29 protein-coding genes and 1 tRNA gene are annotated in these 22,919 nt (G+C 61.1%); 16 read left to right on the top strand and 14 right to left on the bottom strand.

What is annotated here, in order from left to right:
- The first annotated feature begins 87 nt into the window (after window positions 1–87).
- Window positions 88–792 (top strand): ANTAR domain-containing protein, encoded by a 705-nt coding sequence (locus ACSW29_RS07750; protein ID WP_317828228.1) that lies wholly within the window; start codon window positions 88–90, stop codon window positions 790–792.
- A gap of 197 nt (window positions 793–989) precedes the next feature.
- Complete coding sequence (locus ACSW29_RS07745; protein WP_411742579.1) at window positions 990–1,304, top strand: WhiB family transcriptional regulator; 315 nt, start codon at window positions 990–992, stop codon at window positions 1,302–1,304.
- 31 nt (window positions 1,305–1,335) lie between these two features.
- Here the strand turns inward: ACSW29_RS07745 and ACSW29_RS07740 are convergent, their stop codons facing one another.
- Entirely contained in the window at window positions 1,336–1,773 is a 438-nt protein-coding gene (locus ACSW29_RS07740) for a hypothetical protein (RefSeq protein WP_347873536.1), read from the bottom strand.
- 235 nt (window positions 1,774–2,008) lie between these two features.
- Between ACSW29_RS07740 and ACSW29_RS07735 the strand changes: the two genes are divergently transcribed.
- Window positions 2,009–2,443 (top strand): ATP-binding protein, encoded by a 435-nt coding sequence (locus ACSW29_RS07735; RefSeq protein WP_230816414.1) that lies wholly within the window; start codon window positions 2,009–2,011, stop codon window positions 2,441–2,443.
- Entirely contained in the window at window positions 2,440–3,222 is a 783-nt protein-coding gene (locus tag ACSW29_RS07730; RefSeq protein ID WP_374228081.1) for a SigB/SigF/SigG family RNA polymerase sigma factor, read from the top strand. Before ACSW29_RS07735 ends, ACSW29_RS07730 begins: the two co-directional genes overlap by 4 nt.
- A 16-nt stretch (window positions 3,223–3,238) precedes the next feature.
- On the opposite strand, the gene ACSW29_RS07725 is transcribed toward ACSW29_RS07730, so the two are convergent.
- The gene (locus tag ACSW29_RS07725; RefSeq protein ID WP_317828231.1) at window positions 3,239–3,487 is read right to left on the bottom strand and encodes a modification methylase HgiDII; all 249 of its coding nucleotides are present in this window, start codon (window positions 3,485–3,487) and stop codon (window positions 3,239–3,241) included.
- 329 nt (window positions 3,488–3,816) lie between these two features.
- On the opposite strand from ACSW29_RS07725, the gene ACSW29_RS07720 reads away from it, so the two are divergent.
- The 3 genes from ACSW29_RS07720 to ACSW29_RS07710 all read left to right on the top strand — a co-directional run bounded on the left by ACSW29_RS07720 (window position 3,817) and on the right by ACSW29_RS07710 (window position 5,846).
- Window positions 3,817–4,254, top strand: a complete 438-nt coding sequence (locus ACSW29_RS07720; RefSeq protein ID WP_230816416.1) for an STAS domain-containing protein — start codon at window positions 3,817–3,819, stop codon at window positions 4,252–4,254.
- Between the two features lie 94 nt (window positions 4,255–4,348).
- The gene (locus tag ACSW29_RS07715; protein WP_230816417.1) at window positions 4,349–5,326 is read left to right on the top strand and encodes a YihY/virulence factor BrkB family protein; all 978 of its coding nucleotides are present in this window, start codon (window positions 4,349–4,351) and stop codon (window positions 5,324–5,326) included.
- A gap of 316 nt (window positions 5,327–5,642) precedes the next feature.
- Window positions 5,643–5,846, top strand: a complete 204-nt coding sequence (locus tag ACSW29_RS07710) for a cold-shock protein (protein WP_003943666.1) — start codon at window positions 5,643–5,645, stop codon at window positions 5,844–5,846.
- 129 nt (window positions 5,847–5,975) lie between these two features.
- Here the strand turns inward: ACSW29_RS07710 and ACSW29_RS07705 are convergent, their stop codons facing one another.
- Window positions 5,976–6,215 (bottom strand): CDGSH iron-sulfur domain-containing protein, encoded by a 240-nt coding sequence (locus ACSW29_RS07705; RefSeq protein WP_230816418.1) that lies wholly within the window; start codon window positions 6,213–6,215, stop codon window positions 5,976–5,978.
- Between ACSW29_RS07705 and ACSW29_RS07700 the strand changes: the two genes are divergently transcribed.
- Entirely contained in the window at window positions 6,216–7,265 is a 1,050-nt protein-coding gene (locus tag ACSW29_RS07700) for an iron-containing redox enzyme family protein (protein ID WP_317828233.1), read from the top strand. It begins immediately after the preceding gene.
- Here the strand turns inward: ACSW29_RS07700 and ACSW29_RS07695 are convergent.
- Window positions 7,222–7,920, bottom strand: coding sequence for a HemK2/MTQ2 family protein methyltransferase (locus tag ACSW29_RS07695; protein WP_317828234.1), 699 nt, complete (start codon window positions 7,918–7,920; stop codon window positions 7,222–7,224). The two genes, ACSW29_RS07700 and ACSW29_RS07695, sit on opposite strands and share 44 nt — an antisense overlap.
- 109 nt (window positions 7,921–8,029) lie before the next feature.
- On the opposite strand from ACSW29_RS07695, the gene ACSW29_RS07690 reads away from it, so the two are divergent.
- The 5 genes from ACSW29_RS07690 (at window position 8,030) to ACSW29_RS07670 (ending at window position 12,001) form a co-directional block, all read left to right on the top strand.
- Complete coding sequence (locus ACSW29_RS07690) at window positions 8,030–8,797, top strand: GAF and ANTAR domain-containing protein (protein WP_317828235.1); 768 nt, start codon at window positions 8,030–8,032, stop codon at window positions 8,795–8,797.
- A 201-nt stretch (window positions 8,798–8,998) separates the two neighbouring features.
- Window positions 8,999–9,703, top strand: a complete 705-nt coding sequence (locus ACSW29_RS07685; RefSeq protein ID WP_448276977.1) for a glycosyltransferase — start codon at window positions 8,999–9,001, stop codon at window positions 9,701–9,703.
- Complete coding sequence (locus tag ACSW29_RS07680) at window positions 9,700–10,638, top strand: acyl-CoA dehydrogenase (protein ID WP_317828237.1); 939 nt, start codon at window positions 9,700–9,702, stop codon at window positions 10,636–10,638. Before ACSW29_RS07685 ends, ACSW29_RS07680 begins: the two co-directional genes overlap by 4 nt.
- Entirely contained in the window at window positions 10,632–11,390 is a 759-nt protein-coding gene (locus ACSW29_RS07675; RefSeq protein WP_448276976.1) for a PIG-L deacetylase family protein, read from the top strand. Before ACSW29_RS07680 ends, ACSW29_RS07675 begins: the two co-directional genes overlap by 7 nt.
- Window positions 11,387–12,001: a class I SAM-dependent DNA methyltransferase gene (locus tag ACSW29_RS07670; RefSeq protein ID WP_317828239.1), complete on the top strand. Its 615-nt coding sequence runs from the start codon at window positions 11,387–11,389 to the stop codon at window positions 11,999–12,001. Before ACSW29_RS07675 ends, ACSW29_RS07670 begins: the two co-directional genes overlap by 4 nt.
- 52 nt (window positions 12,002–12,053) lie before the next feature.
- On the opposite strand, the gene tatA is transcribed toward ACSW29_RS07670, so the two are convergent.
- From tatA to ACSW29_RS07655, 3 genes are read right to left on the bottom strand one after another with little or no spacing between them, the layout of a single operon-like run.
- Complete coding sequence (tatA, locus tag ACSW29_RS07665; RefSeq protein ID WP_019747480.1) at window positions 12,054–12,230, bottom strand: Sec-independent protein translocase subunit TatA; 177 nt, start codon at window positions 12,228–12,230, stop codon at window positions 12,054–12,056.
- Window positions 12,230–12,901: a Rid family hydrolase gene (locus ACSW29_RS07660; RefSeq protein WP_230816426.1), complete on the bottom strand. Its 672-nt coding sequence runs from the start codon at window positions 12,899–12,901 to the stop codon at window positions 12,230–12,232. Before ACSW29_RS07660 ends, tatA begins: the two co-directional genes overlap by 1 nt.
- 39 nt (window positions 12,902–12,940) lie before the next feature.
- On the bottom strand, window positions 12,941–14,521 hold the full coding sequence (locus ACSW29_RS07655; protein ID WP_448277417.1) for a flavin monoamine oxidase family protein: 1,581 nt from the start codon (window positions 14,519–14,521) through the stop codon (window positions 12,941–12,943).
- A 238-nt stretch (window positions 14,522–14,759) separates the two neighbouring features.
- Here ACSW29_RS07655 and ACSW29_RS07650 point away from each other — a divergent pair, with 238 nt between their 5' ends.
- Together ACSW29_RS07650 and ACSW29_RS07645 are read left to right on the top strand one after the other, a co-directional pair.
- Window positions 14,760–16,271 carry an APC family permease gene (locus ACSW29_RS07650; RefSeq protein WP_448276975.1) on the top strand — a complete coding sequence of 504 codons (1,512 nt, stop codon included), beginning with the start codon at window positions 14,760–14,762 and terminating at the stop codon, window positions 16,269–16,271.
- A complete protein-coding gene (locus tag ACSW29_RS07645; protein ID WP_230816428.1) occupies window positions 16,271–17,023 on the top strand; it encodes an IclR family transcriptional regulator in 753 nt (250 codons plus the stop codon). The genes ACSW29_RS07650 and ACSW29_RS07645 overlap by 1 nt, the downstream gene beginning before the upstream one ends.
- Window positions 17,024–17,026: 3 nt before the next feature.
- On the opposite strand, the gene ACSW29_RS07640 is transcribed toward ACSW29_RS07645, so the two are convergent.
- The 4 genes from ACSW29_RS07640 to dcd form a co-directional block, all read right to left on the bottom strand.
- Complete coding sequence (locus ACSW29_RS07640; protein ID WP_317828241.1) at window positions 17,027–18,550, bottom strand: hypothetical protein; 1,524 nt, start codon at window positions 18,548–18,550, stop codon at window positions 17,027–17,029.
- Between the two features lie 31 nt (window positions 18,551–18,581).
- The gene (locus ACSW29_RS07635; protein ID WP_230816430.1) at window positions 18,582–18,788 is read right to left on the bottom strand and encodes a hypothetical protein; all 207 of its coding nucleotides are present in this window, start codon (window positions 18,786–18,788) and stop codon (window positions 18,582–18,584) included.
- A 91-nt stretch (window positions 18,789–18,879) separates the two neighbouring features.
- Entirely contained in the window at window positions 18,880–19,164 is a 285-nt protein-coding gene (locus ACSW29_RS07630) for a hypothetical protein (RefSeq protein ID WP_230816431.1), read from the bottom strand.
- A 25-nt stretch (window positions 19,165–19,189) separates the two neighbouring features.
- Window positions 19,190–19,759, bottom strand: a complete 570-nt coding sequence (gene dcd / locus ACSW29_RS07625) for a dCTP deaminase (protein WP_019747488.1) — start codon at window positions 19,757–19,759, stop codon at window positions 19,190–19,192.
- 304 nt (window positions 19,760–20,063) lie between these two features.
- Here dcd and ACSW29_RS07620 point away from each other — a divergent pair.
- A tRNA-Gly gene (locus tag ACSW29_RS07620) sits at window positions 20,064–20,137 on the top strand.
- A 569-nt stretch (window positions 20,138–20,706) separates the two neighbouring features.
- On the opposite strand, the gene ACSW29_RS07615 is transcribed toward ACSW29_RS07620, so the two are convergent.
- The 3 genes from ACSW29_RS07615 to ACSW29_RS07605 form a co-directional block, all read right to left on the bottom strand.
- Window positions 20,707–21,252: a hypothetical protein gene (locus tag ACSW29_RS07615; RefSeq protein ID WP_230816432.1), complete on the bottom strand. Its 546-nt coding sequence runs from the start codon at window positions 21,250–21,252 to the stop codon at window positions 20,707–20,709.
- Window positions 21,253–21,607: 355 nt separating this feature from the next.
- Window positions 21,608–22,027: a hypothetical protein gene (locus tag ACSW29_RS07610; RefSeq protein ID WP_448276974.1), complete on the bottom strand. Its 420-nt coding sequence runs from the start codon at window positions 22,025–22,027 to the stop codon at window positions 21,608–21,610.
- Window positions 22,028–22,087: 60 nt separating this feature from the next.
- Window positions 22,088–22,909, bottom strand: coding sequence for a hypothetical protein (locus tag ACSW29_RS07605; RefSeq protein ID WP_448276973.1), 822 nt, complete (start codon window positions 22,907–22,909; stop codon window positions 22,088–22,090).
- Between the last annotated feature and the right edge of the window lie 10 nt (window positions 22,910–22,919).

Genomic DNA, 22,919 nt, shown 5'->3' with positions numbered 1-22,919 from the left:
GGCACTGTGCTTGGGGTCCTCGCAATCAACTACTTATGAACCACCAGGCGCCGCAGCCGTCGAAGACAGGACAGAAACGACACAATCATGAGTTCGAGCACTCTCCGCTCGATCGCCCGCAGCGATCGGTTTGCGGCAAGCACTTCTTCTCTTCTCCTCGTGGACAGCGATTTTCGTGTCCGGGGAGCAAACGAGGAATACCTTGCCATGTCCGATCGCAGTTTGGATCAGCTGCACGGAGTGGAAGTGTTCGAGGCCTTTCCAGACAACCCCGCCGACTCTTTTGCCGACGGAATCTCCTCGTTGACAATGTCGTTCGACCGGGTGATGCGAACCAAATCTCGTGATGCGCTGCCAACTCAACGGTACGACGTGCGCGACGAGCGCGGTTCCGGGCTGTTTGTCACGCGCTATTGGAACACGGTGAATTCCTCGGTCACCGATGACGACGGCCGGGTGATCGGGGTGCTTCATCGTGTGTACGAGGTTTCACGACCGCAGGCTCAGCAGTCCAGTTCTGCGCCAGACGTACTCGCCCGCCTTCGCGCGGAAAATGACGAACTGAGAAGAGCTTTGGATTCTCGGCCCGTGATCGAGCAGGCCAAGGGATTGCTGATGGCCGAGCGTGAGTGTTCAGCGGACCAAGCTTTCGACCTACTGGTGGAGATGTCGCAAGAGTGGAACGTCAAGGTGCGCGACATCGCCGGCGGTCTTGTCGCCGCAGCAGAGAGACGATCCGGCGGTCTTGTCGCCGCAGCAGAAAGACGAGCCGTGGATCAAAAGAATTCCTGACGACCGGGATTCAAAATTTGTACGGCTGGGTAATGACCGACCAGAGGTACCCCCGAAATCCTCCCTCTCGAGGGAGGAGCCTCGAAGGTCCCGCCGGCGCAGACCATGCACCGGCGGGACCGAGCTTTGCACTAACGCCCGACCCGGGCCTCGATCCGAGTCGAGTTCGTCACGCAGCGAAGGGAACGTCCATGTTCATGCGCTCCTACACATCTCCCAGGCCCCTTGCCGACGAGTGGGACTGGCAACTGTCCGGCACCTGCCGCGACACCGACCCTGCTCTGTTCTACGACGACACGAACGAGCGCGGATCGAGGCGGGCGAAGCGCGAGAGTTCGGCGAAGCTGGTGTGTGCCAGATGCCCCGTCGTGCAGAGATGCCTGGTGCACGCCATCCAGACCGGGGAACCTCACGGCATCTGGGGCGGGATGACGGCCACCGAGCGAGAATCGTTGCGTAAAGCGCGAACTGCACCACTGGTCAGTGCTGTGTCGAGCTCGACCGAGCAATAATTTTTGGGGCAGGAACTGGTGGTGCGGAAACTCAGGGCCGCGCCTCGTGGTGTCGACGCCCATGCGTGCGTCGACGCTCCTTCATCTCGGATTCGAAGAGATGCGGCACTCCGCCGGCCAGTCGGTCGCGCACCACCTTCTCGCATTCGCGGAAGAACGACCAGTAGTTCTCGTCAAACTCCTCGACCAGCTGGAAAGTCCAACGCCCCTCGACCACGTTCCGGCCCATCAGCTCGTCCTCGACTTGACCTGCCAGTTCGTCGTTGCCGCTGGTGCGCAGTAGCTCGACGACCTCGTCGAGCATCAAATCCGCGTGCCCGATCAGCTGATGGAAGTCGTACAGAGCACCGCGCGCACGCTCCACCGTTTCGAGGGCGTTCGACAACACACCGGCCGCTTTCACTCCCTCGTCCGTGACGCCTTCCGGTCGAACGTGCACAGGGATCTGTCTTTCTGCATGGGTGTCCATGATGCGGAAGTACCCGAACGAGCCGCACATGAAAGATGGGATCAGGTACGAGTGCACCACAGGTGATGTGTCTCACAATTCATCTTCGAGTTCGATAATGAGGGTTAGTTCGCCGGGCGAAGGGTAATCGAAGGCTATGAACACCTCTGGGGTCGAGATGGTCGGCACGCATGGCCGCTACCGGTCCTTGCCTCGTTCTGCCGGAATACCGCCACATCTACCCACAGGAAGTCCCTTGATCCCTCTGTCGAGTTCGACCGAAGCCGAACTTACTCACGACTCCATCGCCTCGCTCCGTGTCCGGGCGTCGTACTCTCAACTTCCGACTCTGCGTGGAATCACCCGCACGGTCGCCAACAACACCGGATTGGATGTCGATGGGACAGCCGATCTCGCTCTGGCGATGGACGAAGTCGCAAGTATCCTCATCGGCCATGCGATACCGTCCAGCGATTTGACCTGCCGTTTCGAGACATTCGGTCGCACACTTCGGACCGTCGTTTCAGTGATTGCGCACTCCGAAATTCCCGACAAGTCGCACAGCTTCGGATGGTTCGTTCTCGAAGCACTGGTCGACTCCGTCCGTTTGGAACAATCGGAGATCGACGCGGACGGTCACATTACCCTGACGATGACGCTTGAAAAGGGCTTGATCCAGGAGCGTGCGTGACCGCTGTCCCACCGGACAAGAAGGACCAGTACGAACTAGCTGTCGAACTATTCGTCTCGATGGCTTCGCTTCCGCCTGATGATCCGACCCGAGAAAAAATCACCAACTCGATCATCGAATTGTGCCTACCGCTCGCCACCCACGTCGCACGCCGCTACCAGGGGCGAGGCCAGCCTTTCGAGGACTTGGAGCAAGTTGCGCGCGTCGGGTTGGTACAGGCCGTGCAGCGATTCGATGTGGAAAAGGGATCGGATTTCCTGTCGTTCGCCGTCCCGACGGTAATGGGTGAGGTACGCAAGCATTTTCGCGATCATGGCTGGTCCGTTCGCGTCCCGCGAAGTCTTCAGGAACGACACCTTGCCCTGAACCGGGCGCTCACGTCGCTGTCCCAGACTCTCGGGCGTGCTCCGACCGTCGCGGAACTCGCGAAAGAACTAGACATCGAGCCGGACGAGGTCGAACAGGGGCTCACAGCCGGCAACTCGTATCGGACCGCACCGCTCGACACCGCATCCGCCGGCGACGGGAGCGGACTGACTCTGATCGACACCTTGGGTCAGTACGACGAAGCGATCAGTCGGATCGACAATCACGAGACATTGCGGCCCGCGCTCCTGGCATTGCCGGAGCGGGAGCGCACGATCGTCGTTCTGAGATTTTTCGGTCATCTCACCCAGTCTCAGATTGCCGAGAAGGTCGGTCTTTCCCAGATGCATGTGTCCAGAATCCTCACTCAGACGCTGAAGCAGCTACGCACCGAGATGGGCGAAATCTTCTGACGGTATGTCTCGAGGATCAGATGTACTCCTGTGCAAGACGTTCCATCTCGTCTCGGTCGATGAGCCCGGGCTGGCCGATGTCGAGAGCCTCGAGATACTTGTTGGCGAGGCGATAATCGTGACCCCACCTTCCGTGCTCACCGTCCTGCTCGGTGCGCTGCAGACTGGAACCGGGCGGAACCTCGTCCCGCAGACCGTTGGTCTCTGCTCCGATCAGCGTGTCGAGCTTGGTCGAGATAGCCGTAAGTGCATCGCGGTCGTTCATCTGAATCCCTTCGTCCGGTGACGCTGACCCCCACCCTACCGAAGCGTATAGCCAAAAACATTGCACCGCTTAATGTTCGACTCCACGCCTGGACGGTTTTTCACCCTCGAGCTACACTGAGCGGTACCGAGGTTGAGAATACAGCCGGGGTTGAAGCCACTGGCGCTCGGTTCGCATCAAGGCTCTGGATCAGGTGAGTACGTTCTGCGCGTGTCCGTCCTGCGCATATCCATTGAGCTCTAGAGCTTTCCACAGCTGGACGCGTTCACTTTCCGCGCCGCCAGATCGGTCGTCAGCCTTTCGATGAAAGCACACAGACCGGATCTGCCATGAATCTGAATGAACTCGACCACACTTCGATTGATTCCATCGATCCCTCAACACAATTGGGGCCGATCTTGGAAACACAAGGCTTCGCTGCCTGGCGGGTAGCACCCTCGACAGTCCTGATCCAGGTCAATGTCGATCTCGACAGACTCTCCGCGCCCGAAGTACAAGAACTTCTCAGCTCGTACGCTGCGGAGTGGACTCGCGTCATCTTCGACCTGTCCAATTCACTGTTCGTCGGTGCGGTATGCCTCGAACTGTTCGCCGAGCTGAACTCCCGTTCGCGAACCCATGACTTCCAGTGGTCCGTTATCGGGTCACACCCACTTCGACGCTTGCTTCGGGCAGCGCGGGCGGAAGAAGAATTTCCGGTTACGAACTCTGTCGAGGCCGCCATGCGCGCGCTCCGCGAAGCCGAGAAGTCGCTCGAAGTCTCCTGACGGCACGCCCGGCACCGACGTCGAGCGCTGAGCGCTGAACGCTCGCAGCGACTAAGGTTCGTCGGGCTGTCCGACGAGCTGAGAGAGACCGAGAATGACAATCGCCAAGCGCCTCGATGCCTTGCAACAGAAGCATCCGGCACTGGGGTTCCCGATAGCGGTCCTCTACAAGTTCCTCGACGATCAAGGTGTTTATCTCGCCGCGCTGATCGCTTACTACGGATTTGTCTCGCTGTTTCCGCTGCTTCTCCTACTCTCGACGATTCTCGGCTTCGTGCTGTCGGACAACCCCGAACTTCAGCAACAGATCTTGGACTCGGCACTGCATCAGTTCCCGGTTATCGGTGACGACCTGGGCAACGCGCAACAGATCGGTGGCGGCGTCACGGGTCTGGTGATCGGAATCGTCGGCGGCCTCTACGGTGGCCTCGGTGTCGCTCTGGCTTGCCAGAATGCGATGAACACGGTGTGGTCTGTGCCCCGAAACATGCGACCGGATCCCATCCGCGGGCGGCTTCAAGGGTTACTGCTGCTCGGCACCATCGGTCTCGCGATCTTGGGGACCACCGCTGTCTCCAGCATCGGTGGCGCGCTTCATCTGGGCGGTTCGTTCAGCTTCTTACTGACCCTCGCGGCAGTCGTCTTGAACGCGGGTATCTTCATCGTCGCTTTCCGGCTCACCTGCGCGAGGCCGCTGTCTGTGGCCGATGTGGCACCCGGAGCGATCGCCGCTGCTGTTCTCTGGCAAGCACTTCAGTCCTTCGGTGCCCTCTACGTGACGTCCGTGGTGCGGGGTGCTTCCACCACCAATGGCGTCTTTGCCATTGTTCTGGGTTTGTTGGCCTTCTTGTTCCTCGCTGCCGCCTCGATCGTCATGTGCGCGGAAATCAACGTCGTGCGAGTCGACAAACTCCATCCGCGGGCGTTGCTGGCTCCGTTCACCGACAATACCGAGCTCATCGAAGGCGATCGGCGCACCTTCGCCGATCAAGCAAAAGCGCAACGCGCGGTTCCTCACGAGAACATCCACGTGACATTCGACGGGCACACCAAATCCGACGAATCGGACTGATCTCGACCCCGATCGAGTTGGGTATTTGGTCCCGTCCTGAGCATCGGGGTGACATTCTGCGCCGCAAATCCAGATTTAACACAGGTGTTGTCATTTCGCGCAGTATCGAAGCGACGAATACATCACAGCAGGTAGACGCGCATAGTTGAACAATCACCTGCTTCCGGCGCGGCCCCACAACGGGACAAACCCGCCAAATACTGCAACTCGCCATGCATGTAATTGGAGACAGAAAAAGAAGAGCATGGCAGGATCAGGTGTGAGACCGGACTCTCGATGGGAGGGCTCGGCTCGATGGATCCAGGAGAATTTGGTTATGGCTCAGGGCAGTGTCAAGTGGTTCAACGGTGAAAAGGGCTTCGGATTCATCGAGCAGGAAGGTGGCGGACCGGATGTGTTCGTTCACTACTCGGAGATCCAGGGCAGCGGCTACAAGTCCCTCGACGAGGGCCAGAAGGTCGAGTTCGAGATCGGACAGGGCCAGAAGGGCCCCCAGGCTCAGAATGTTCGCGCCATCTGAGCTCGATCCCAGTCTGAATTCAGACTGAAAAGGCTGGACGCTGCACCGCACGGTGCCGGCATCCAGCCTTTTCTTGGTTTCTGGGTCTACTTGGTTTCCAGGTCGGACGCGTGCCGAGTTCGGTACCGGTTAACTCGCTCGCGCCCGCTTCTTCTTGTGGGAGCTGTCGCAGAACGGCGCAATGGCGGTCCGTCCACATCGGCACAAAGCGACCGTAGAGCGCTTGTTCTCTATCGGAGTGCCGTCGTCGCGGAGCAACTCGAAGTCACCACGTACCAGCAGCGGTCCGTCCGAGCAGGCGGTTATGGTGGTGTTGCACCCGGAACTATCCGGTGTTTCGGCAGATGACGATTCGGGAAACGCGGTCATATGTCCTCTTCACTTCTCGATTCGGCCACTGGCGTGCCCACTTCCATGCCCGTTCCGCAGGCTCGCGGCCCACTGAGCGCCACTCTCGTTTCCATTCTGCTCTCCTCCGCCGATCCGAGGGAGCTGAAGGCTGCCGCTGACGCGTACGAAGACGCACGATCCACCGACCTCACCTACGACATTCTTCGAGACGATGACGCCCAGTTGACGCTGGCGCTCCTCTACGAGCTTCATCTGCAGGGAATCGAGAACGTCGCGGACGAGTGGGAGTGGAATCCGGACCTGCTCGCGGTGCGGTCTCGTCTCGAAACGCACTTCGAGTCCGCCATCGCGCAACTCGTGGGGACTGTACCGTCGTCTGGCGACGTGGTGGCCGACCTGTGGGCGATGACGGCGCCCAGTGCCGGACCCGGTCTTGCGGCCTTCATGGCGAAGGACGCCACGGTCGATCAGTTCGCGGAGGTGCTGATTCACCGTTCGCTCAATCAGCTCCGTGAAGCGGATGTGCACACCCTTGGAATTTCGCGGCTCTCCGGTGCCGTCAAGGCAGCCCTCGTCGAGGTGCAGAGCGACGAGTACGGAGGCGGCCGCGCAGAGCGTATGCATTCGCGTCTGTTTGCCGACACGATGCGGGCCGTCGGTCTTTCGGACCGCTACGGTCACTACATCGATGCCGTTCCCGCAGTGACCTTGGCGTCGTTGAATGCTCTCTCGCTCTTCGGTTTTCATCGCCGACATCTCGGCACCCTGGTCGGGCACCTGTGCGCCGTCGAGACCACGTCGGCGCTGCCGAGTAAGCGGTACAGCGCCGGCCTGCGCCGACTCGGATTCGGTTCGGACGCGACCCTGTTCTACGACGAGCATGTAGAAGCGGATTCCGTCCATGAACAGATCGCCGTTCGGGAGCTTGCCGGCGGTCTTGCTTCTTCACAGCCACACCGCGCCGGCGACATCTTGTTCGGCGCCGCAACTTGCCTCGCGTTCGACGATCTTCTCGGTGAACATCTCACATCGAGTTGGGAGAAGGGTGAGACTTCGTTGCGCGAATGACCACCAGTTGTTCGATTTCCTGACCGGTGGTGATCAACCCTCGCGCCTCGAGCATCGTGCGTCTCTCACGCATCACGGGCCCGAAAGGAATGTACTTCCGAGCCGAAATCTCTACCGCCATACCGTGTTCCTCGAGTATCGCCTCGGTCTTGTCGACCCCGCACAGTACCGACTGCAGGAGAAGAAGTGTGCCGCCGGGGACGAGTACGTCGTGAACGGTGGCCGCGATCCTGTCGATGAGGGCGCGTCCGTCCTTGCCTGCGTCCCAAGCACGTTCGATTCCAGCGGTAGGGAGATCATCTGCAATTGCAGGGACGTACGGCGGGTTGGAGATCACCAGATCGAAGAGTTCGCCGTGCACGGCCTCGGTGAGATCGCCACGACGGGAATCGATGAAGGTTCCGTTGAGGATTCCGTTGAGACGAGCGTTGGCGCACGCTCGGCGAGATATGTCGACTGCGACAACGTGGCCTGCACCTGCCGCAGATGCCGCGACGGCGAGGGCGCCGGTCCCCGTGCACAGATCCAACACCCGACTGCGAGCGGTGAGGTGCTCGAACAGCAGTGCATCCGCGAGTAACGACGTGTCGTGTTGCGGTGGATACACACCAGGTAAACGCAGGATCATCATCGGCTCCTCTTTTTCGGGCGACATCGCACATCGCTGCATGCGGCTACCCAGGAACCTCGAATTTCATGCAACATTGGAGTATCGACCGCCTGGAACGGTCACATCGCCGCAGTTTGCGGAGTAGACCTGAGTCATGACAGGCAATGCGGACACTCCACAGGGAGCCGCGGCGTTTGCTTCCGCAGCAGATTCGCTCGACACCCTCGCCGAGGCGATTGCCGGACTCCGGTCCAATCTGAACACGGACGAGCACCTGGACTCCATGCTCCAACGTCTGGCCGAGACGGCGGTCAAAGCACTGCCGGACGCCGACGCAGTCAGCGTGACCGTGTTGTCGGCCGATGGCCCGCGAACTGCTGCATCTACCGCGGACTATCTCTCCGGGATAGACGACGCCCAGCACTCCGCCGATCGTGGTCCGTGTGTGGACGCCGCGCGATCAGTCTCGTCGGTCCGGGCAAAGGTGGGTGATCACGAAGCCGAATGGCCGGAATTCACCGTCGAGGCCCGCAAACAAGGCGTCCGGTCCTACTTGTCCGTGCCGATCACCATGGGCGAAGGGAGCGCCGAACTTCTCGGCGCTTTCAACGTCTACGGATTCGCATCGACCGAGTTCAAGGCCTTCGACGAAGAGTTGATGAAATTGTTCACCGCCGGTGCGGGCGCGGCGATCGCAGATTCACGACGCTGGCGTCAAGCACACGAACACATCGAACAATTGCACTACGCCATGGAGTCTCGGGCCGAGATCGAGCAGGCCAAGGGCGTCCTGATCGCCGTCCACGGTATCGACGCCGAGGAAGCATTCAGGCGCCTCGTGCAGCAATCACAGCACACCAACGTCAAGCTGCACGACGTTGCACGGATGCTCATCGATTCGGTGCGCCACCGCAGTTTCTGAAGATTCTTCAGTCGCAAAACCCCGTTTGGTACCCCGAAGGCACCGCTCCCAAACGTATCCAGAGATGTTTCACCGAAACAGGTTTCGACCTGCGCGACTGCTGGCGGTCGAGCGGCGGCACTCGTCTGAAATGTGGTTATCTGTTGAGAACCGGGACGAAAGAAGACCCGACCGTACCAGGGTGAGGAAAGGATCGTCACTGTGCCAATCGACCAGGTTCTTGTCGTAGTTCCCGCCCACAACGAAGCCGAAGACCTTCCTAATTGCCTTCGTGCACTCGCAACAGCGGCATCGGCTTGCGTTGTCCCCGTCCGACTTGTTGCCGTCCTCGACAACTGTTCGGACGGAACCGCGGGGGTCATACCCGACGGGGTGGAAGTACTCCGCGTCGAGCATCAGAACGTCGGACGTTCGCGAGCGACGGGCTTCTCCGCGTTCGGCTTAGATTTGGGTGCCTCAGCGTGGTTCACCACCACCGATGCCGATTCGGTGGTCGGCCCCACGTGGATTGCGCGCCAACTGGAGTATGCGCGTACTGCGGACGTCGTCGCGGGAACCGTGCGCATCGCCGACTGGGAAGGTCATCCACACTCTGTCCGCGAACGATACGAACGTATGTATCACGAGCATCCGTACGGTCGACACGGTCACGTCCACGGTGCCAACCTCGGTGTCCGCGCCGACATGTACTGGAGCGTAGGAGGATTCTCCGATCTCGAAGAAGACGAGGACGTCGATCTCGTCCGGCGGTTGAGCGAGGCGGGTGCCTGTATCACGTGGGCAGAAGATATTGCGGTCACCACGTCTGCACGTCTCGACGGCCGAACTCCGGGCGGTTTTGCCGGACATATCCGTAACCTGGGTGGTATGACCGCCGATAACGAAGAAGCGGAGTTGGCACGATGAAACGACTACACACACTCCTGGACGCAGGTGGACTGTACTTGCCGTTGCCCGGCGGCGGCGCGACGGCCGCACGATGGACCTCCCTGGCAGAACTCACTCGAGAGAACGTGGTCCTCGGCCGAATGGCCGAGGCTCACACCGACGCCGTCGCGATACTCACCGAACTCGACGGCCCCGATCCCGAACCGGGACAGCTCTGGGGCGTGTGGGCAGCCGAGCCACCCGAACCAGTCGTGAATGCATCTGAGCACGTGGGGATCTGGACGCTCACCGGTCGCAAGTTGTGGTGTTCGGGCGCTAACACCTGCACACATGCACTGATCACCGCGTTGGTCGACGGTGTCCCCTCGCTCTTCGCGGTTGAGCTCGGACTACCTGGGGTACATCCCGTTCCCGATTCATGGAAGGCCGTTGGTATGGCCGAAAGCGACTCCAGCGCGGTCGACTTCGACATGGTTCCGGCAATACCGGTTGGCACGGCAGGGGACTATCTGAGCCGGCCGGGGTTCTGGCACGGCGCGATAGGGGTAGCCGCATGCTGGTACGGCGGTGCGTGTGGAGTTGCAGATCCGTTGTACGACAAGGCCGCAAGCAGCGAAGATCCCTATGTACTCGCGCACCTCGGTGCGGTCGACGCGGCGCTGGCCGCAGCGCGCAACGCGCTCGCAGTCGCGGCGGCGGAGATCGACGCCGACCCTTTCAACGAAGACGCCGAGGCCATGCAACGGGCACTGCGTGTGCGGGCAATCGTCGAACGCGCCGCCACCGAGACCCTGGATCGGGTGGGACGCGCTCTCGGGGCCGCACCGCTCTGCATGGACGCCGAGCATGCCGCCCGCGTCGCCGACCTCACCGTCTACTTGCGGCAGAGCCACGCCGAGAAGGATCACGCAGAACTGGGCCGGATTGCGGCTAAGGGGAAACGGCCGTGGTGAACTCGAAACTGTTCGCGCAGAAGCCCGTCGACGACGGCGGCACCCCCGAATCGACATGGCAGGCGTGGGGACGCAGTTTTCCGGAACTGGACCTCAGCGGGTGCTCGCGATTGATCGTCGTCGCTCCCCATCCTGACGACGAAATCCTCGGACTGGGTGGAACCGCGCTCCTGGCAACACTTTCCGGCATCAATGTTCAAGTGGTGTCCGTTACCGACGGCGGCGCTTCACATCCCGACTCACCAACGGTGACTCAGCCCGAGATGGAACAACTTCGACGGTCCGAGTCGGATCGAGCAGCGCGTGTGCTCGGAATTCCCACACCGGTTCGATTGAGCATCCCGGACGGGAGGATTGGCGAGAACCGGCGAGAGTTGACCGACCGCCTCAGCTCGATTCTCGGTGATTCCTCGGCCGATACTTGGTGCGCCTCGACGTGGCGCGGGGACGGCCACCCGGATCATGAAGCTACCGGGGACGCTGCGGCAAGGGCGTGCGCGGATACTGGAGCACGATTGATCGAGTACCCCATCTGGGCGTGGCATTGGGCCGCGCCGGATCATGCGGCAGTCCCGTGGGAACGAGTCAGAAGAATGACCTTGCCGTCCGATGTTCAGGCTGCAAAATCTGCTGCTGCCCAAGAGTTCACATCACAGATCGCACCACTCTCCGATCACCCTGCGGATGCACCCATACTCCCCCGACACGTGATGGAACGCTTACTGCGACCATACGAAACGGTGTTCGTATGACCGATCGTGAACTTCCCGCGGACTACTTCGCCAAGATGTATGCCGCACAATCCGATCCATGGGACTTCGAATCTCGTTGGTACGAGCAGCGAAAATACGCGCTCAGTATCGCGATGCTCCCGAAACCCCGATACCGTCGCGCGTTCGAACCTGGGTGCTCGATCGGGGTCCTCACCGAGAAATTGGCCGAGCGCTGCGACAGCGTTCTCGCCACCGACATCGTCCCGGCCGCACTCGAGAGTGCTCGTGCGCGGCTTGCCGGTCGCGACGCCGAATTCCGCCTCTGGGCTTTGGGTGACGACTGGCCCGGCGAGACCTTCGACCTCGTCGTCATCAGCGAGGTCGGCTATTACCTGACCTTCGACAAACTCGTCGACGCAATGCTGCAGGTCGTCGAGCATCTCGAGCCTGGCGGCACCCTGCTGTGTGCCCACTGGCGTCACGTCGTACCGGAGTATCCGCAGAACGGTGACGCCGTTCATTCGGCTGTGCGCCAGACGCCGGGGTTGGCGCAGTTCGCGTCGTACCAGGACGAGGACGTGCTGATCGACGTCTTCGTGAAGGGTCCGCCGTCACCACCGTCGGTAGCTCGTTCCGAAGGTCTGATCTAGAACACCTGTGCGCGGTTGAGGAGTGCGGGGACTCCTCAACCACGCACGGAGGTCAGTCTCGCTTCTCCAACGCGAGGTCCGTATCCGAGTGCAGTTCTCCGACTTCGGTCTTGAGGATCCGCATCGACCGACCGAGGCCGCGGGCGGCGTCCGGCAGCTTCTTCGAACCGAACAGCACCACGAGCACTACTGCGACGATCGCCCAGTGGGTCGGGCTGAGCGCGCCCATCAGGCGGGTTCCTTGCCCTCGGGGTACACCGCGTCGACCTCTACCTCGACGAGCCAACCGGCCACCGGCAGTCCCGCAACCTCCAGCGCGAAGCGGGTCGGCCGGGCACTGTTGCGTTCGATCGGAGCGATCGGCTCGGCAGTGCCCATCGGCACCAACTCCGTGTCACCCGTGTCAAGATTGGTATTGGCGAAGAACTGGCGGTACGCGCGATTCCATCCGGTGTAGTCGGCCTTGTCCGATCCCGGCGCGTTGTCGAGGAAGACGCGCATCGTCACGACGTCTTCTAGACTCAATCCCTGTGCTTCGAGGTTGTCGCGGATCTTCTTGAGTACGTTGATGCCCTGCGCCTCGGTGACGGTGACACCGGCCGGCAGAACACCGCCGGAGAACTGACCGTCGATGTACGACTCCGGCGAACCTTCCGGCGCCGCCTTGTTTCCTGCCGACGGGCCGATGCCGCTGGTCTTGTAGATCGCGGTGTCGCCGCCGATCGCGACACCCTGAGCGATCATCGGGTTTGCCTGCCCCGCTTCGAGAATCGATTTCGAGACGAACGAACTCGATGTGGTCTCTGCGTCCGCCTCGTCAGACGAGCAGGCCGTGGCGAACCCCAGTAGCGCAGTGGCGGCAAATGCCGCTGCAAGGACCTTGGTGCTGCGAGAATTCATGATTGGACCTCCAGAAAAAGTGATGGAAAACGAAGCACGTCAGGCAGTTTGCGCAACACGCTGATGCAGGTGGGTCACGACGTCCTGCGCGGACGTGAAGGCCCCGTGCTGCCAGGCGATGGCGTTGGAGAGGTGATCGCCGGCGAAGTAGATCCGGTCGACGGGTTCGAGCAGCTTGGTGTACTCGGGAGTTGCCATGCCGCCGTGGGAATCTCCCGCGCCGGCCCACGACGCCCAGGCGGATTCCGAATACTTGGTGCGGCGCCAGCTTCCGGAGAAGGACGACGAGATGTCGCGAGTGTATTTGTCGCCGTGGATTTCTGCGCCTTCGGCGATGGCCTTCGCCAGCCGCTGACGGTGAGTGAGCGATTCGAAAGCCTGTTGACGCTTACCCGAGCTGTAGTACGCGACGACGACGCCGCGGTCGGAGTTGTAGTGGTCGTAGGGGAACATGATCTGGGAGATGTCGCGGTCGGTGTTGGACGCGCCGCCGTAGATGCGGTCCTCGGTCTCCCACCACCGACGCGAGTATTCGATACCGAGCTTGCCCGACGACGACGGCTTGGCTGCATCCAACGCGAGCAGGATGTCGGAGGGCAGGTTGTTGTTCAGCCGCTTGATCAGGTGCGGCGGGATCGTGCAGATTGCGTAGTCGGCGGTGATCGACTTGGTCTTGCCGTCGACGACGTAATCGACGGTGACGCCTTCCGGCACGTTCTTCATGCCGCTGACCTCGGCGCCGAACTCGATGTTGTCCATGCCGATCGCGTCCTGGAACTTGTAGTAAATCCGGTCCATGCCGCCGACGGGGGTCATCATCGTCATGGCCTGGTCGTAACCGAACTCGAAGGAGAATGCACGCCCGATGCCGCCCTGGATCACCTCGCTCATCCCGAATGGTTCGATCTCGGTTCCGAAGTTGAGGCCGGCGCCCGGCTCCACGGCGTGCCCTCGACGCGAGGATCCGACGTAGCGGCCGTCGCTGGAGAGATCACCGAAGTCGGTGAGGAAGGACGAGAGTGCTTCCTTGTCTTCCTTGCTCAAGACCTGGTCGAGAGCGCCCTGATTGGTGGCCTTCTGCAGCAGCTCGGACATGTATCCGTAGGTGTCGGCCTTGGCTGCTCGGTAGGTGATCGACTGATTGGCCAGCGGCTTGTTGCCGGTGTAGTTGACGAAGGTGTTCGCATTCTGGTTTCCGAACATCTGCAGTTCGACGCCCAGTTCGCGGCAGTAGTCGATGGTGTTGTGATTTTGCGGAATACGCGTCGCACCGAGGTTGTAGAAGTGTCCCTCGGAGAACGTACAGGTCTGTGTCTCGCCGTTCAGGTCGGTTTCTTCGGTGCCGTTGCGGATCGACCACACCCGACCACCCGGCCGGTTGCGCGCTTCGAGGACAGTGACCTTGTATCCGGCCTTCTGCAGTTCGTAGGCGGAGCACAGACCGGACGGTCCGCCGCCGAGGATCACGACGGAGTGACTTCCCTTGACCTTTCCGATCAGGTCACCCGCGGCGGGTGCCTGGAATCGTCTCGGCGTCGACGCCACTGCCGGCGCCAGGCCGATGGACGACATAGCACCGAGTGCCAGGCCCGCGCCGCCGGTGATTCCCAGACTGCGCATGAAAGATCTACGTGTGTATGACATTCGAGCTCCCCAGTGTGCTCCCGGTGACCCGGGTGGTTGGTGTTGAACACAGACTTCAGGAGCGTTGGGTCCGGAACTTGACGCACAGGAAACAGTCAGTGGGGGTCGAGTGAGAAACCTGCGAGCATCAGCATCGGGCTCTCGCACCCGAGTGCGATCAGCGGAAGCATGTCCGCAATATCGGCGTTACAGGACCGGACTAGCGTGACGCGACATGTCCGCTCTCACCGAAGCCATCGCGCGGTCCTTCACCACGCGCGAGAAGCAACCCCCGGCGCGATCACCGCTGCGCGCGTTGGGCCGTCGGCAACTCTCGGGCGCCGAAGTGCTGGCCCAGTCGGTGGCAACCACCGCCCCCGCTGTGTCGATGGTCGTTCTGCCCGTCACCATGCTGACACACGGCCGATTGTTGAGCGGGATGATCACCATCATCGCGGCCACCGTGCTGGTGACGCTCATAGCCTTCTGCGTTTCGCAGTTCACCCGCCGAATGGCTGCGTCGGGCGGATTGCACAGCTTCGTCTTTCGTGGCCTGGGCACCCGGGCAGCATTGACCACCGGCACCGCCATGCTGGTCAAGTACGTCGGCAGCGCGGTGATGACGCTCTATCACGGAGGACAGGCCGCAATCGCATTGCTCGGCTTCGCGGGTGTGCACGTGGACAAGACTTTTCACGTCATCGCGCTCTATCTGGGGATAGCCCTGCTGATTCTCGGCGCCCTCGTTCGAAGTGTCAGATTTGCCGCTCTCGCGATCCTCGTCGTCGAAAGCTGTTCACTTCTGTTCATCGTCGGGCTCATGATTCTGGGCGGTTCCGGAAGTCAACAAGCACAGATCGTTCCGCCCACCTCCGGCCACGGGCTGTTACTCACCGCCCTGGCTGCCGTGTTCGCTCTCGCCGGATTCGAGAGCGCGGCCTTCTTCGGCCCCGAAGCTCGTCGTCCGCTGGTAACCGTCACCCGCACAGTCCTTCTCACACCAATCATCTGTGGATCGCTCTTCATCTTTGCAGGCTGGGCCGCTTGGTCGGGACGTAGCGACACCCTCGTCAACGCCTATCTCCACGGAACAGCGACGGGTGTGAGTCCAGGTGTCGTCATCGCGCTCAACGTCGGTCTGGGGTGCTCGTGGCTGGCGTCGTCGATGGCGTCGTCCAATGCTGCGTCGCGTCTGGTCTACTCGTTCGGCGTCGAACGCCTACTCCCCCGCCGGTTCGCCTCGGTTCACAGCGCATTTCGCACGCCCTACTTCGCGCTGACCGTCGTCGTCTGCACAGTTCTGGTGGGCGGCGGAGCCTTTGCCATCCTTGGACGCGGAGAGATTTTCGACGACGTTCGACTGACGGTTCGCGGTGCCGTCATCGTTGCCTATGCACTGGTGGCGATCGCATCGGTTGTCTTCCTGACGCGTATCGGAGAGCACACTCCCGGTGTTCTCACAGCCGCGTCGTGTGGAAGTGGTGCCGGTGCGATAGTTCTCGGTTACCTCGTTTACGCCAACACGATCGACCATGCGTACGTTGCACCGATCGCTGTGCTCGTGATCCTGACCTCGGGCACGCTCTGGCAGTTCTACCTGCGACGCCGAAGCCCCAAAAGTCTGCTGCATGTCGGAGCTTTCGACAGTCCCGAAACCGAGGACGTACTACCAGGAGCTGGGGTGTTCGCCACCGACGCAGCCGGAAACATCGTGCTGGTGGGCGAGCCGACTGCCGGCGCTCGCTGATGGTGGGCCGACCACGCGACCTCGGTGGGCACGAACCCCGAGCGGTTCAGCGCGCCCTTGCCCTCCTCGAGTCGGCGGCCAGGCTCGGATCGGGAGCCACCGCCAAGGACATTGCCGCCCTGGCCGACATCCCACCTGCCACTGCGTATCGGTTGCTCAACATCCTTGTCGCCGACGGTTACCTGGTTCGGATCGCCGACCTCTCCGGCTTCGCGCTGGGCCGACGCACCCGTGAATTGGCCGGGGCTGCCGCCGAACCCACCCCCGTCGACAATTCGGTGCTCCTCGAAGAACTTCGCGAGCAGCTACGGTTCGGCGTCTACCTCGCGTCGTTTGCAGAGAACAGAATTCGACTGGTCGATCGCGATCCCGACCATGAGCTCAGCGGCGAACGGACGCTGGTCACAGCCGTTCACGCGTCGGCTATCGGGAAGCTGCTCCTCGCCAGCCGACCCGAGTTGGCCGAGGCCCCATTGCGAAAGGTCACCGCACACACCATCACCGACGGCGACCAGTTGGAACTCGAACTCTCTCGGATCCGGCGCGGCGAGCCTGCCCGTGAGGTCGACGAGATTCGTGTCGGACGCTCCGCCGTCGCCGTCCCGATCCACGACGCGGAAAGGTGTGTGGTCGGCGCCTTGGCTGCGATAGGTCCGACCGGCAGACTTTCCGTCGACGACGCAGAACTTGTGGCGCTCTTGCGGGAGTACGCGGAACGCATCGTTGCACCGACGATGTCGAAGGCAAGCTGAAAATCAGAGGCCGAACACACGTTTGGCGAAGCCGAGATGCTCGTCAGCCCAGCCGATGACGCCGAGCGTGGAATCGAGATTCTGCGGCGGAGTGCGCACCAAGGTGTCGCGTCGGACGAGACGGTCGAAATCGACCTGCACGCGGTCGAACTGGACTCCGGCCGTGACCATGATGTTCGCCAGTTCTTGCGCCATCACCCCGTACGCGACTGTCGTGGGATGAACGCCGTCGAGCGAGAAGAGTCCGCCCGAAGCGCGACCACCGTGACCGTCGGCGGAGAGGAACAGCGAGTCCGGCACGGGTTGCAGGTCGGTCAACGCTTTGGGTAGGGGGTACGGCGTCCACCATGACGGCCGCGCATTGACGTCGGTGACGTAGCGCCGTGAAGCCACGCGCTCGAGCAACCCGGCGATGTCGCAGAGGTACCAGTCCTTCCCTACTCGACGGGCGTTTGCGACTGCCTGCTCGATACCGTCGTTGTACATGTCGATTGCGGTATCGACGGCCCACGCCTGCGCGCCGGTGATGTGTTGATCGTGCTGTGGGTCGAAGTCTGTGTCACGCACCCACGGTCGCGCGTAATACGGGAAATACCGTGATCCGATTTCGATCTTTCCGCCGAGCCCGTGAGCGATCGGTGCGATGGTCACGTGTGGGACGGTGCAGAGGATGACGTGCTGCGCGTTGATCTTCCGGATCGCGGCGAGCACCTCGGCATACTCCGACGCGAAGTGCTCGGGCTGCCACACCGTGTAGTCGCGCTTACCGTCCGGGTCACGGAAGTTGTTGCCGCTCCACTCGACTCGGAGTTCGGTGACGGTGCGGAGCGCGTTGTTGGCACCAAGGAAGACGATCAGAGTTTCGATGCCCTCCTTGCCCAACTCCGCTGCTGCATCGAACACCGTCATGCGCTTCTCGGCGTCGGAGCCTCGCGGCAGAACTCGCAGTGCGGCGCGCTCACCGTTGTTCTCGACGATCTGGCTGATCAAATCGTCGTGCGGTTGGCGAAGAGCATCCTCACAGCCCTGCGCCGTCTTAGTCAGAGCGTCACGAAGATCCCACCCGTACACCGAGAGGTTGTGGTTGATTGCCGAGAACGTCGGGGCTTCGCTGCCCGGTCCGCGTTCCCAGTAGTCCTCCACCTGGTCCGTGAACGCACGTGCAGCGAAGAGTGCGAGCGGAACCTCCCAGAGGTCGAGCCGTGGGCCGAAGCGCTCCTCGAGGGTGCGGAGCAACAGTTCGATGTTGAGCGGAAGCCCGCCCGGGCCGCCGTAACGGGGAAAGCGGAACTGGTCGAGCCGGCCCAACTGGTGAGCAATGATCGCCGGATACGACAGATCGGTATTGAAGATCGCCCCGCTTTGAAATCCCTGCGACAGCGAATCGCCGATGACCACCAACCGGTGGGGAGCATCGCCCCCAGGCGGAACTACCGAAATCCCCACCGTGGGATCGAACTGCGGAACCCTGGGTCCGCCGGCGGCCGCGGCCACGACGTCGTCGGGAGTATCGGATGGAAGTTCCATGCCCAACTCACCTCCGGAAAAGTCCAGCTGGTCAGCTGATCAGTGGTGGCTTACGCCGATCGGCGTTGGCCTGATCCGATTGCTTCTCGATCGACCTGACAACCTCGTCGGCCCACTGTTGATTTCGCCCGTCGAACTCTGCGCGGTCCCGCCGCGCGATACCGCGTCCGACCAGGATGGCAATCGGAATGGAACACACGACCCATACGAGTAGTACGCCACCGACAATCCACCACATAACCAGTAATTGTGCCCGATTCGACGACTGTTGTGCTCCAGGTCGAAACATCTGTCCGAATCGTGGCGGTCAATCCAGATGAGCGTGCAGGTCAGAAACGGTCTGCGTCGACGGTTTCACGGACTTTACGAACCTGATTCCATCCCCGGACGGCGATGCCGAAGGCAACAAGCGACATCAGATCCGAGACCGTCAAACCGTGTTCCCTGTTCAACGACCACAAGACCTGACCTTCCATCGGTCCATTGAAGAACAGCCACGCCACCCCTGCACAGGCGGTCGCAACAACACTGGCTTTCGACGGCTTCATCAAACACACGGTGCTGGTCACGAACAACAAGTTCATGAAAACCAGACCGTAGAAAATTCCGATCATGCGACTCCCCCCGAAGTTCGTTCGTTCAGCTGCGGTTGAAGTTCAGGTACGCCTTCGACGGTGTCGGGCCGCGCTGGCCCTGGTACTTGGATCCGGCCTCGGAGCTTCCGTACGGGAACTCTGCAGCGCTCGAGAGCTTGAGCAGGCAGAGCTGTCCGATCTTCATTCCCGGCCAGAGCGTGATCGGCAGGTTTGCGACATTGGACAGCTCGAGTGTGATATGGCCGCTGAATCCCGGGTCGATGAAACCGGCGGTCGAGTGCGTCAACAGGCCGAGGCGCCCGAGGCTCGACTTACCTTCGAGGCGACCGGCCAGGTCGTTCGGCAGTGAGCACACTTCGAGAGTCGAACCGAGAACGAACTCGCCGGGATGAAGCACAAACGGCTCGCCCTCTGCCGGTTCGACCAGGCTGGTCAACTCGTCCTGGCGAAGTGCCGGGTCGATGTGCGTGTACCGCGTGTTGTTGAAAACCCGAAACAGACCGTCCAGGCGCACGTCGACGCTCGACGGTTGCACCATGGAATCGTCGAAAGGGTCGATACCCAGACGTCCAACGGAGATTTCGGCACGGATGTCACGATCGGAGAGCAGCACAGGTAGAGGTTACCGGTTCCGCGGGCAGTGCCGACCCATCGCCGGGGCGATCACATTGCGGTGACGAAGCGCGATGGGTGAGTTCGGGACTCCCCCGCCGTGCCCCTGCCTCACATTGCCTCGAGCTATCCATACCGAAAGGCTCTCCCGCGCAGAACTTGTGGACAAAACATCCACCAATCGTACCGACTTCGACACGCGCCATCTGATCAATGACAGCCAGGGACACGCTGCTTGAGAGCTCGTCTGATAATGTTCGGAACGCACGTTGGTCGGCGGTGAAAACACGCCCGGTCGCTGCGACGCCGATGTAGTTCAATGGTAGAACATCAGCTTCCCAAGCTGAATACGCGGGTTCGATTCCCGTCATCGGCTCCACAGATTCTCCGCAGTTCAGAGCCCTTTTTCGGGGTAGCGCACTTCGCTTGTTTGGGTCCCAAATCCTGTGACAGGTACACCGCAGGTACACAACCTCCTCCATTCAGTGATCAGTCAATCTGAATCCAACGCCAATGGGGGTGCTAGAGGACCGCGTCTCTGAATTCTGCAGTTCATTGATGCCGTCCGACAGGTCGTCACCCGGCCTAAATCGGTGTCCATTGCTGTGCTGGCGCCGCAGCATCAGGGTCCGATACGAGTCATGACGCAGGGCCCTCAGCAGGTGTTCGTCACCAATTGCCCCTCGCGCATTGGTGGCAGTTCCTCGGCTCTCACATCAGCAGTTGCTCGGCTTGGCTCGTGGCCAAGGGCATCTGGGATGACAGAACGCACGTAAACGACAGTCGCGGGAACTCGGTGAACTCGGCATCCGTCAAAAGCTCCTGCGCCGTAAAGGTTGTTCTCTTCCGCCTCGCGGAAAGGGTTCCTGGTCATGTCTTCTCATCGGTGGAAGTACCTGCACATTCCACCCCCGACGACAATCCGTCCTGTGCAACTTCGCTGCCACGTCATGATGGATCTCTCAAAGGTGCGGGCAATCCATCACAGGTGAGAGTGACCCTCAGGTCGAAATCGCCAAGGCTCTGTTTTGCTCCACTGCGCCAATACAGATTGGTCATCTCGCACTTCTTTGGAGACTGGTCCGACCCCACAGCCGCATTCACAGAAACTCTGCCGAAACTGTCAGGGCGACCTGGGATTGATTCAGAAGAAGGATCAAGTAACCTCACGTCCCACTTCTGTTCGACCTGTCCAACCAGTTCGGACCGAGCCTGTCTCTCGGCTTCCTCTGGGTCCATTCGCGCTCGTGACTTGTCCGCCACCACGGTGATGGCGAACAGTGCAGTGACAACCCCGATCGCGACCAGCAGTTTCCTCGTCTTCAGATTGGACCTCTGCCCACGAAGACGGATCCATCCGTTCTGGATCAACCAAATGAGAAGCCAGAACATCACGATCGCCAGCAGAATGATGAACTTGCCGATGAACCAATCAATGATCGGTGAATCTCTCACATCAGCAAGGAAGTGGAAATCGAGGTATTGGTCATCCATGCTTCGGTTCTCCTCGCGATTGCATGCCATGCCGGTCCTGCCGCGGGTCCTGAGCAGAATCGCAAGTGGCAGAATACGTTGCACCGAAATCACATTCGGACATCAAGCTACTCAATTCCTTCTCGACGTTCACGATGGCCTTCGCCTCTCACAGTTCCCGTCCAGCCGACGAGTGCTAGATCGTGCCTGCATCGAGCGGTGACCGCAGTATTCTTGCGCGAGCCCGTACAAAGAGTTCGTGCGCAACGAAATCGAATTCACGACGCACTGCCACCACACAGGTTTCGTTCTGCTCCGGAGCCCCTGCCAGTACCGCAAAGGTGCGCTTCGTTCGTGTTTTCGTCAGGCGAGTGGTTCAGCCGAGCCATTCGGAGATGGTGGCGTTGTCGATGCCGCCACCGAAAGAGTGGAACACCAGCAACGCTTGCCCCGACATCACCAGGCGGCCGTCCTCGGCGAGGCCGATATCGAGCATCCCCGCTTGCCCTTGGACCTGGCACCACACGAAGTCGGGAACCTGCAACAGCCCCGACGCCGGGTCCGTATCGAGGTCCGCCGGATGAAGGGACACTTCACCGAAGACGTTGTCCTCGAGCGCTTCCGCGGTCTCACGGTCCACCAACACCAGCGGGCCCGCACCGATCAGTCCGTCGGTAGGTTGCCGCGTGAACACGAAGTGCGCCCTCTCCACGGTCGGCGGCAAGGTTGCGGTGTCGATAACTGTGCGATCCCCGACAAACCCTGGCTCTTCCGGGACGACGACCCAGTGGTCCATTGATTTCTCCCCTTGAAGTGTTGTGGTCGAAGCAAATTCGAGATTCTTGCAATCACATGGCTAGCCGTCGCCCAGGTCTTCGAGAACGTCGGCGAACACCGAATCCGGTAACGGGTAGTGCTCACGCACCGTGGCACGTCGATGCTCGTCGAGCCACCGCAGTGTCCTCTCTCGATCACCGGCAGTAGCCACCTCACGAAACTGTTCCCAGAACATGACAAGTGGACCTGCCGGGTCGGCAGCCCGGCTGCGGAGATAGTCGAGTTGGCTGTCGACGACCTCGAGCGGTGACCCGGTGTCGGTGATCACGCGATACGCCGCCAGAAACCTCCAGCTGGTACTACGCGACTGGTCTCGGACCAGATACTTCTCCTCCAGAAATGCCGAGAAAAGCTCAGCCGGCTTGGTGTCGAATAGTTGCATTGCTGGGCCCTGAGCCCACTGCGTCACTATTGCCGCAGCGGAGGCGGTGTCGAAGATGTCGATCTGCAGTCGGCGGAACTCCTGGTCCTGAAGCCTACTGTCGGGAATGTCCTGCCTCAGAGTGATGGCACGAGGAATGAGCGGTTCGAAGAGCCGGACATGGCCGATGGTCAGTTGTTCTCTGTTGGGGATCGGATCGATCCCGACGGTGTCGAACCACCACCGAACTGGCGTGTGCAGCAGTTCCGCTCGCAAACCGCTACCGATGATCGTCCAGTTGGGCCCGAGCTTCTGCACCGCCGCGCCCAGCACCTTCTCCCACGCAGCGCCTCTTCCTTTCTTCGGAGTCAGATCCGCGATCGCATCTTTCGCCATCTCCCGCAACTGATCCCGGTCCATTCCCAGGGACTCGAGCACCTCACTGACCGATTTCGAAGGCTTAGGCTTGTCATCGCTCATCAGTACACAT

The sequence above is a fragment of the Rhodococcus sp. GB-02 genome (assembly GCF_053470465.1).
Note: the sequence above shows the minus strand (reverse complement) of the source record. Positions and strands in the feature narration are given on the sequence as shown.

Excerpts from the sequence above, each read along its gene's own strand:
- ACSW29_RS07680 (WP_317828237.1), top strand. The coding sequence starts at position 9,700 with ATGAAACGACTACACACACTCCTGGACGCAGGTGGACTGTACTTGCCG.
- ACSW29_RS07610 (WP_448276974.1), bottom strand. The coding sequence starts at position 22,027 with ATGGACCACTGGGTCGTCGTCCCGGAAGAGCCAGGGTTTGTCGGGGAT.
- ACSW29_RS07605 (WP_448276973.1), bottom strand. The coding sequence starts at position 22,909 with ATGAGCGATGACAAGCCTAAGCCTTCGAAATCGGTCAGTGAGGTGCTC.
- ACSW29_RS07705 (WP_230816418.1), bottom strand. The coding sequence starts at position 6,215 with ATGACCGCGTTTCCCGAATCGTCATCTGCCGAAACACCGGATAGTTCC.
- ACSW29_RS07695 (WP_317828234.1), bottom strand. The coding sequence starts at position 7,920 with ATGTCGCCCGAAAAAGAGGAGCCGATGATGATCCTGCGTTTACCTGGT.
- ACSW29_RS07640 (WP_317828241.1), bottom strand. The coding sequence starts at position 18,550 with ATGGAACTTCCATCCGATACTCCCGACGACGTCGTGGCCGCGGCCGCC.
- ACSW29_RS07690 (WP_317828235.1), top strand. The coding sequence starts at position 8,030 with ATGACAGGCAATGCGGACACTCCACAGGGAGCCGCGGCGTTTGCTTCC.
- ACSW29_RS07615 (WP_230816432.1), bottom strand. The coding sequence starts at position 21,252 with ATGGATGACCAATACCTCGATTTCCACTTCCTTGCTGATGTGAGAGAT.
- ACSW29_RS07725 (WP_317828231.1), bottom strand. The coding sequence starts at position 3,487 with ATGAACGACCGCGATGCACTTACGGCTATCTCGACCAAGCTCGACACG.
- ACSW29_RS07715 (WP_230816417.1), top strand. The coding sequence starts at position 4,349 with ATGACAATCGCCAAGCGCCTCGATGCCTTGCAACAGAAGCATCCGGCA.
- ACSW29_RS07660 (WP_230816426.1), bottom strand. The coding sequence starts at position 12,901 with ATGAATTCTCGCAGCACCAAGGTCCTTGCAGCGGCATTTGCCGCCACT.
- ACSW29_RS07740 (WP_347873536.1), bottom strand. The coding sequence starts at position 1,773 with ATGGACACCCATGCAGAAAGACAGATCCCTGTGCACGTTCGACCGGAA.
- ACSW29_RS07710 (WP_003943666.1), top strand. The coding sequence starts at position 5,643 with ATGGCTCAGGGCAGTGTCAAGTGGTTCAACGGTGAAAAGGGCTTCGGA.
- ACSW29_RS07720 (WP_230816416.1), top strand. The coding sequence starts at position 3,817 with ATGAATCTGAATGAACTCGACCACACTTCGATTGATTCCATCGATCCC.
- ACSW29_RS07670 (WP_317828239.1), top strand. The coding sequence starts at position 11,387 with ATGACCGATCGTGAACTTCCCGCGGACTACTTCGCCAAGATGTATGCC.
- ACSW29_RS07700 (WP_317828233.1), top strand. The coding sequence starts at position 6,216 with ATGTCCTCTTCACTTCTCGATTCGGCCACTGGCGTGCCCACTTCCATG.
- ACSW29_RS07630 (WP_230816431.1), bottom strand. The coding sequence starts at position 19,164 with ATGATCGGAATTTTCTACGGTCTGGTTTTCATGAACTTGTTGTTCGTG.
- ACSW29_RS07650 (WP_448276975.1), top strand. The coding sequence starts at position 14,760 with ATGTCCGCTCTCACCGAAGCCATCGCGCGGTCCTTCACCACGCGCGAG.
- ACSW29_RS07655 (WP_448277417.1), bottom strand. The coding sequence starts at position 14,521 with ATGCGCAGTCTGGGAATCACCGGCGGCGCGGGCCTGGCACTCGGTGCT.
- tatA (WP_019747480.1), bottom strand. The coding sequence starts at position 12,230 with ATGGGCGCGCTCAGCCCGACCCACTGGGCGATCGTCGCAGTAGTGCTC.
- ACSW29_RS07745 (WP_411742579.1), top strand. The coding sequence starts at position 990 with ATGCGCTCCTACACATCTCCCAGGCCCCTTGCCGACGAGTGGGACTGG.
- ACSW29_RS07635 (WP_230816430.1), bottom strand. The coding sequence starts at position 18,788 with ATGTGGTGGATTGTCGGTGGCGTACTACTCGTATGGGTCGTGTGTTCC.
- ACSW29_RS07750 (WP_317828228.1), top strand. The coding sequence starts at position 88 with ATGAGTTCGAGCACTCTCCGCTCGATCGCCCGCAGCGATCGGTTTGCG.
- ACSW29_RS07645 (WP_230816428.1), top strand. The coding sequence starts at position 16,271 with ATGGTGGGCCGACCACGCGACCTCGGTGGGCACGAACCCCGAGCGGTT.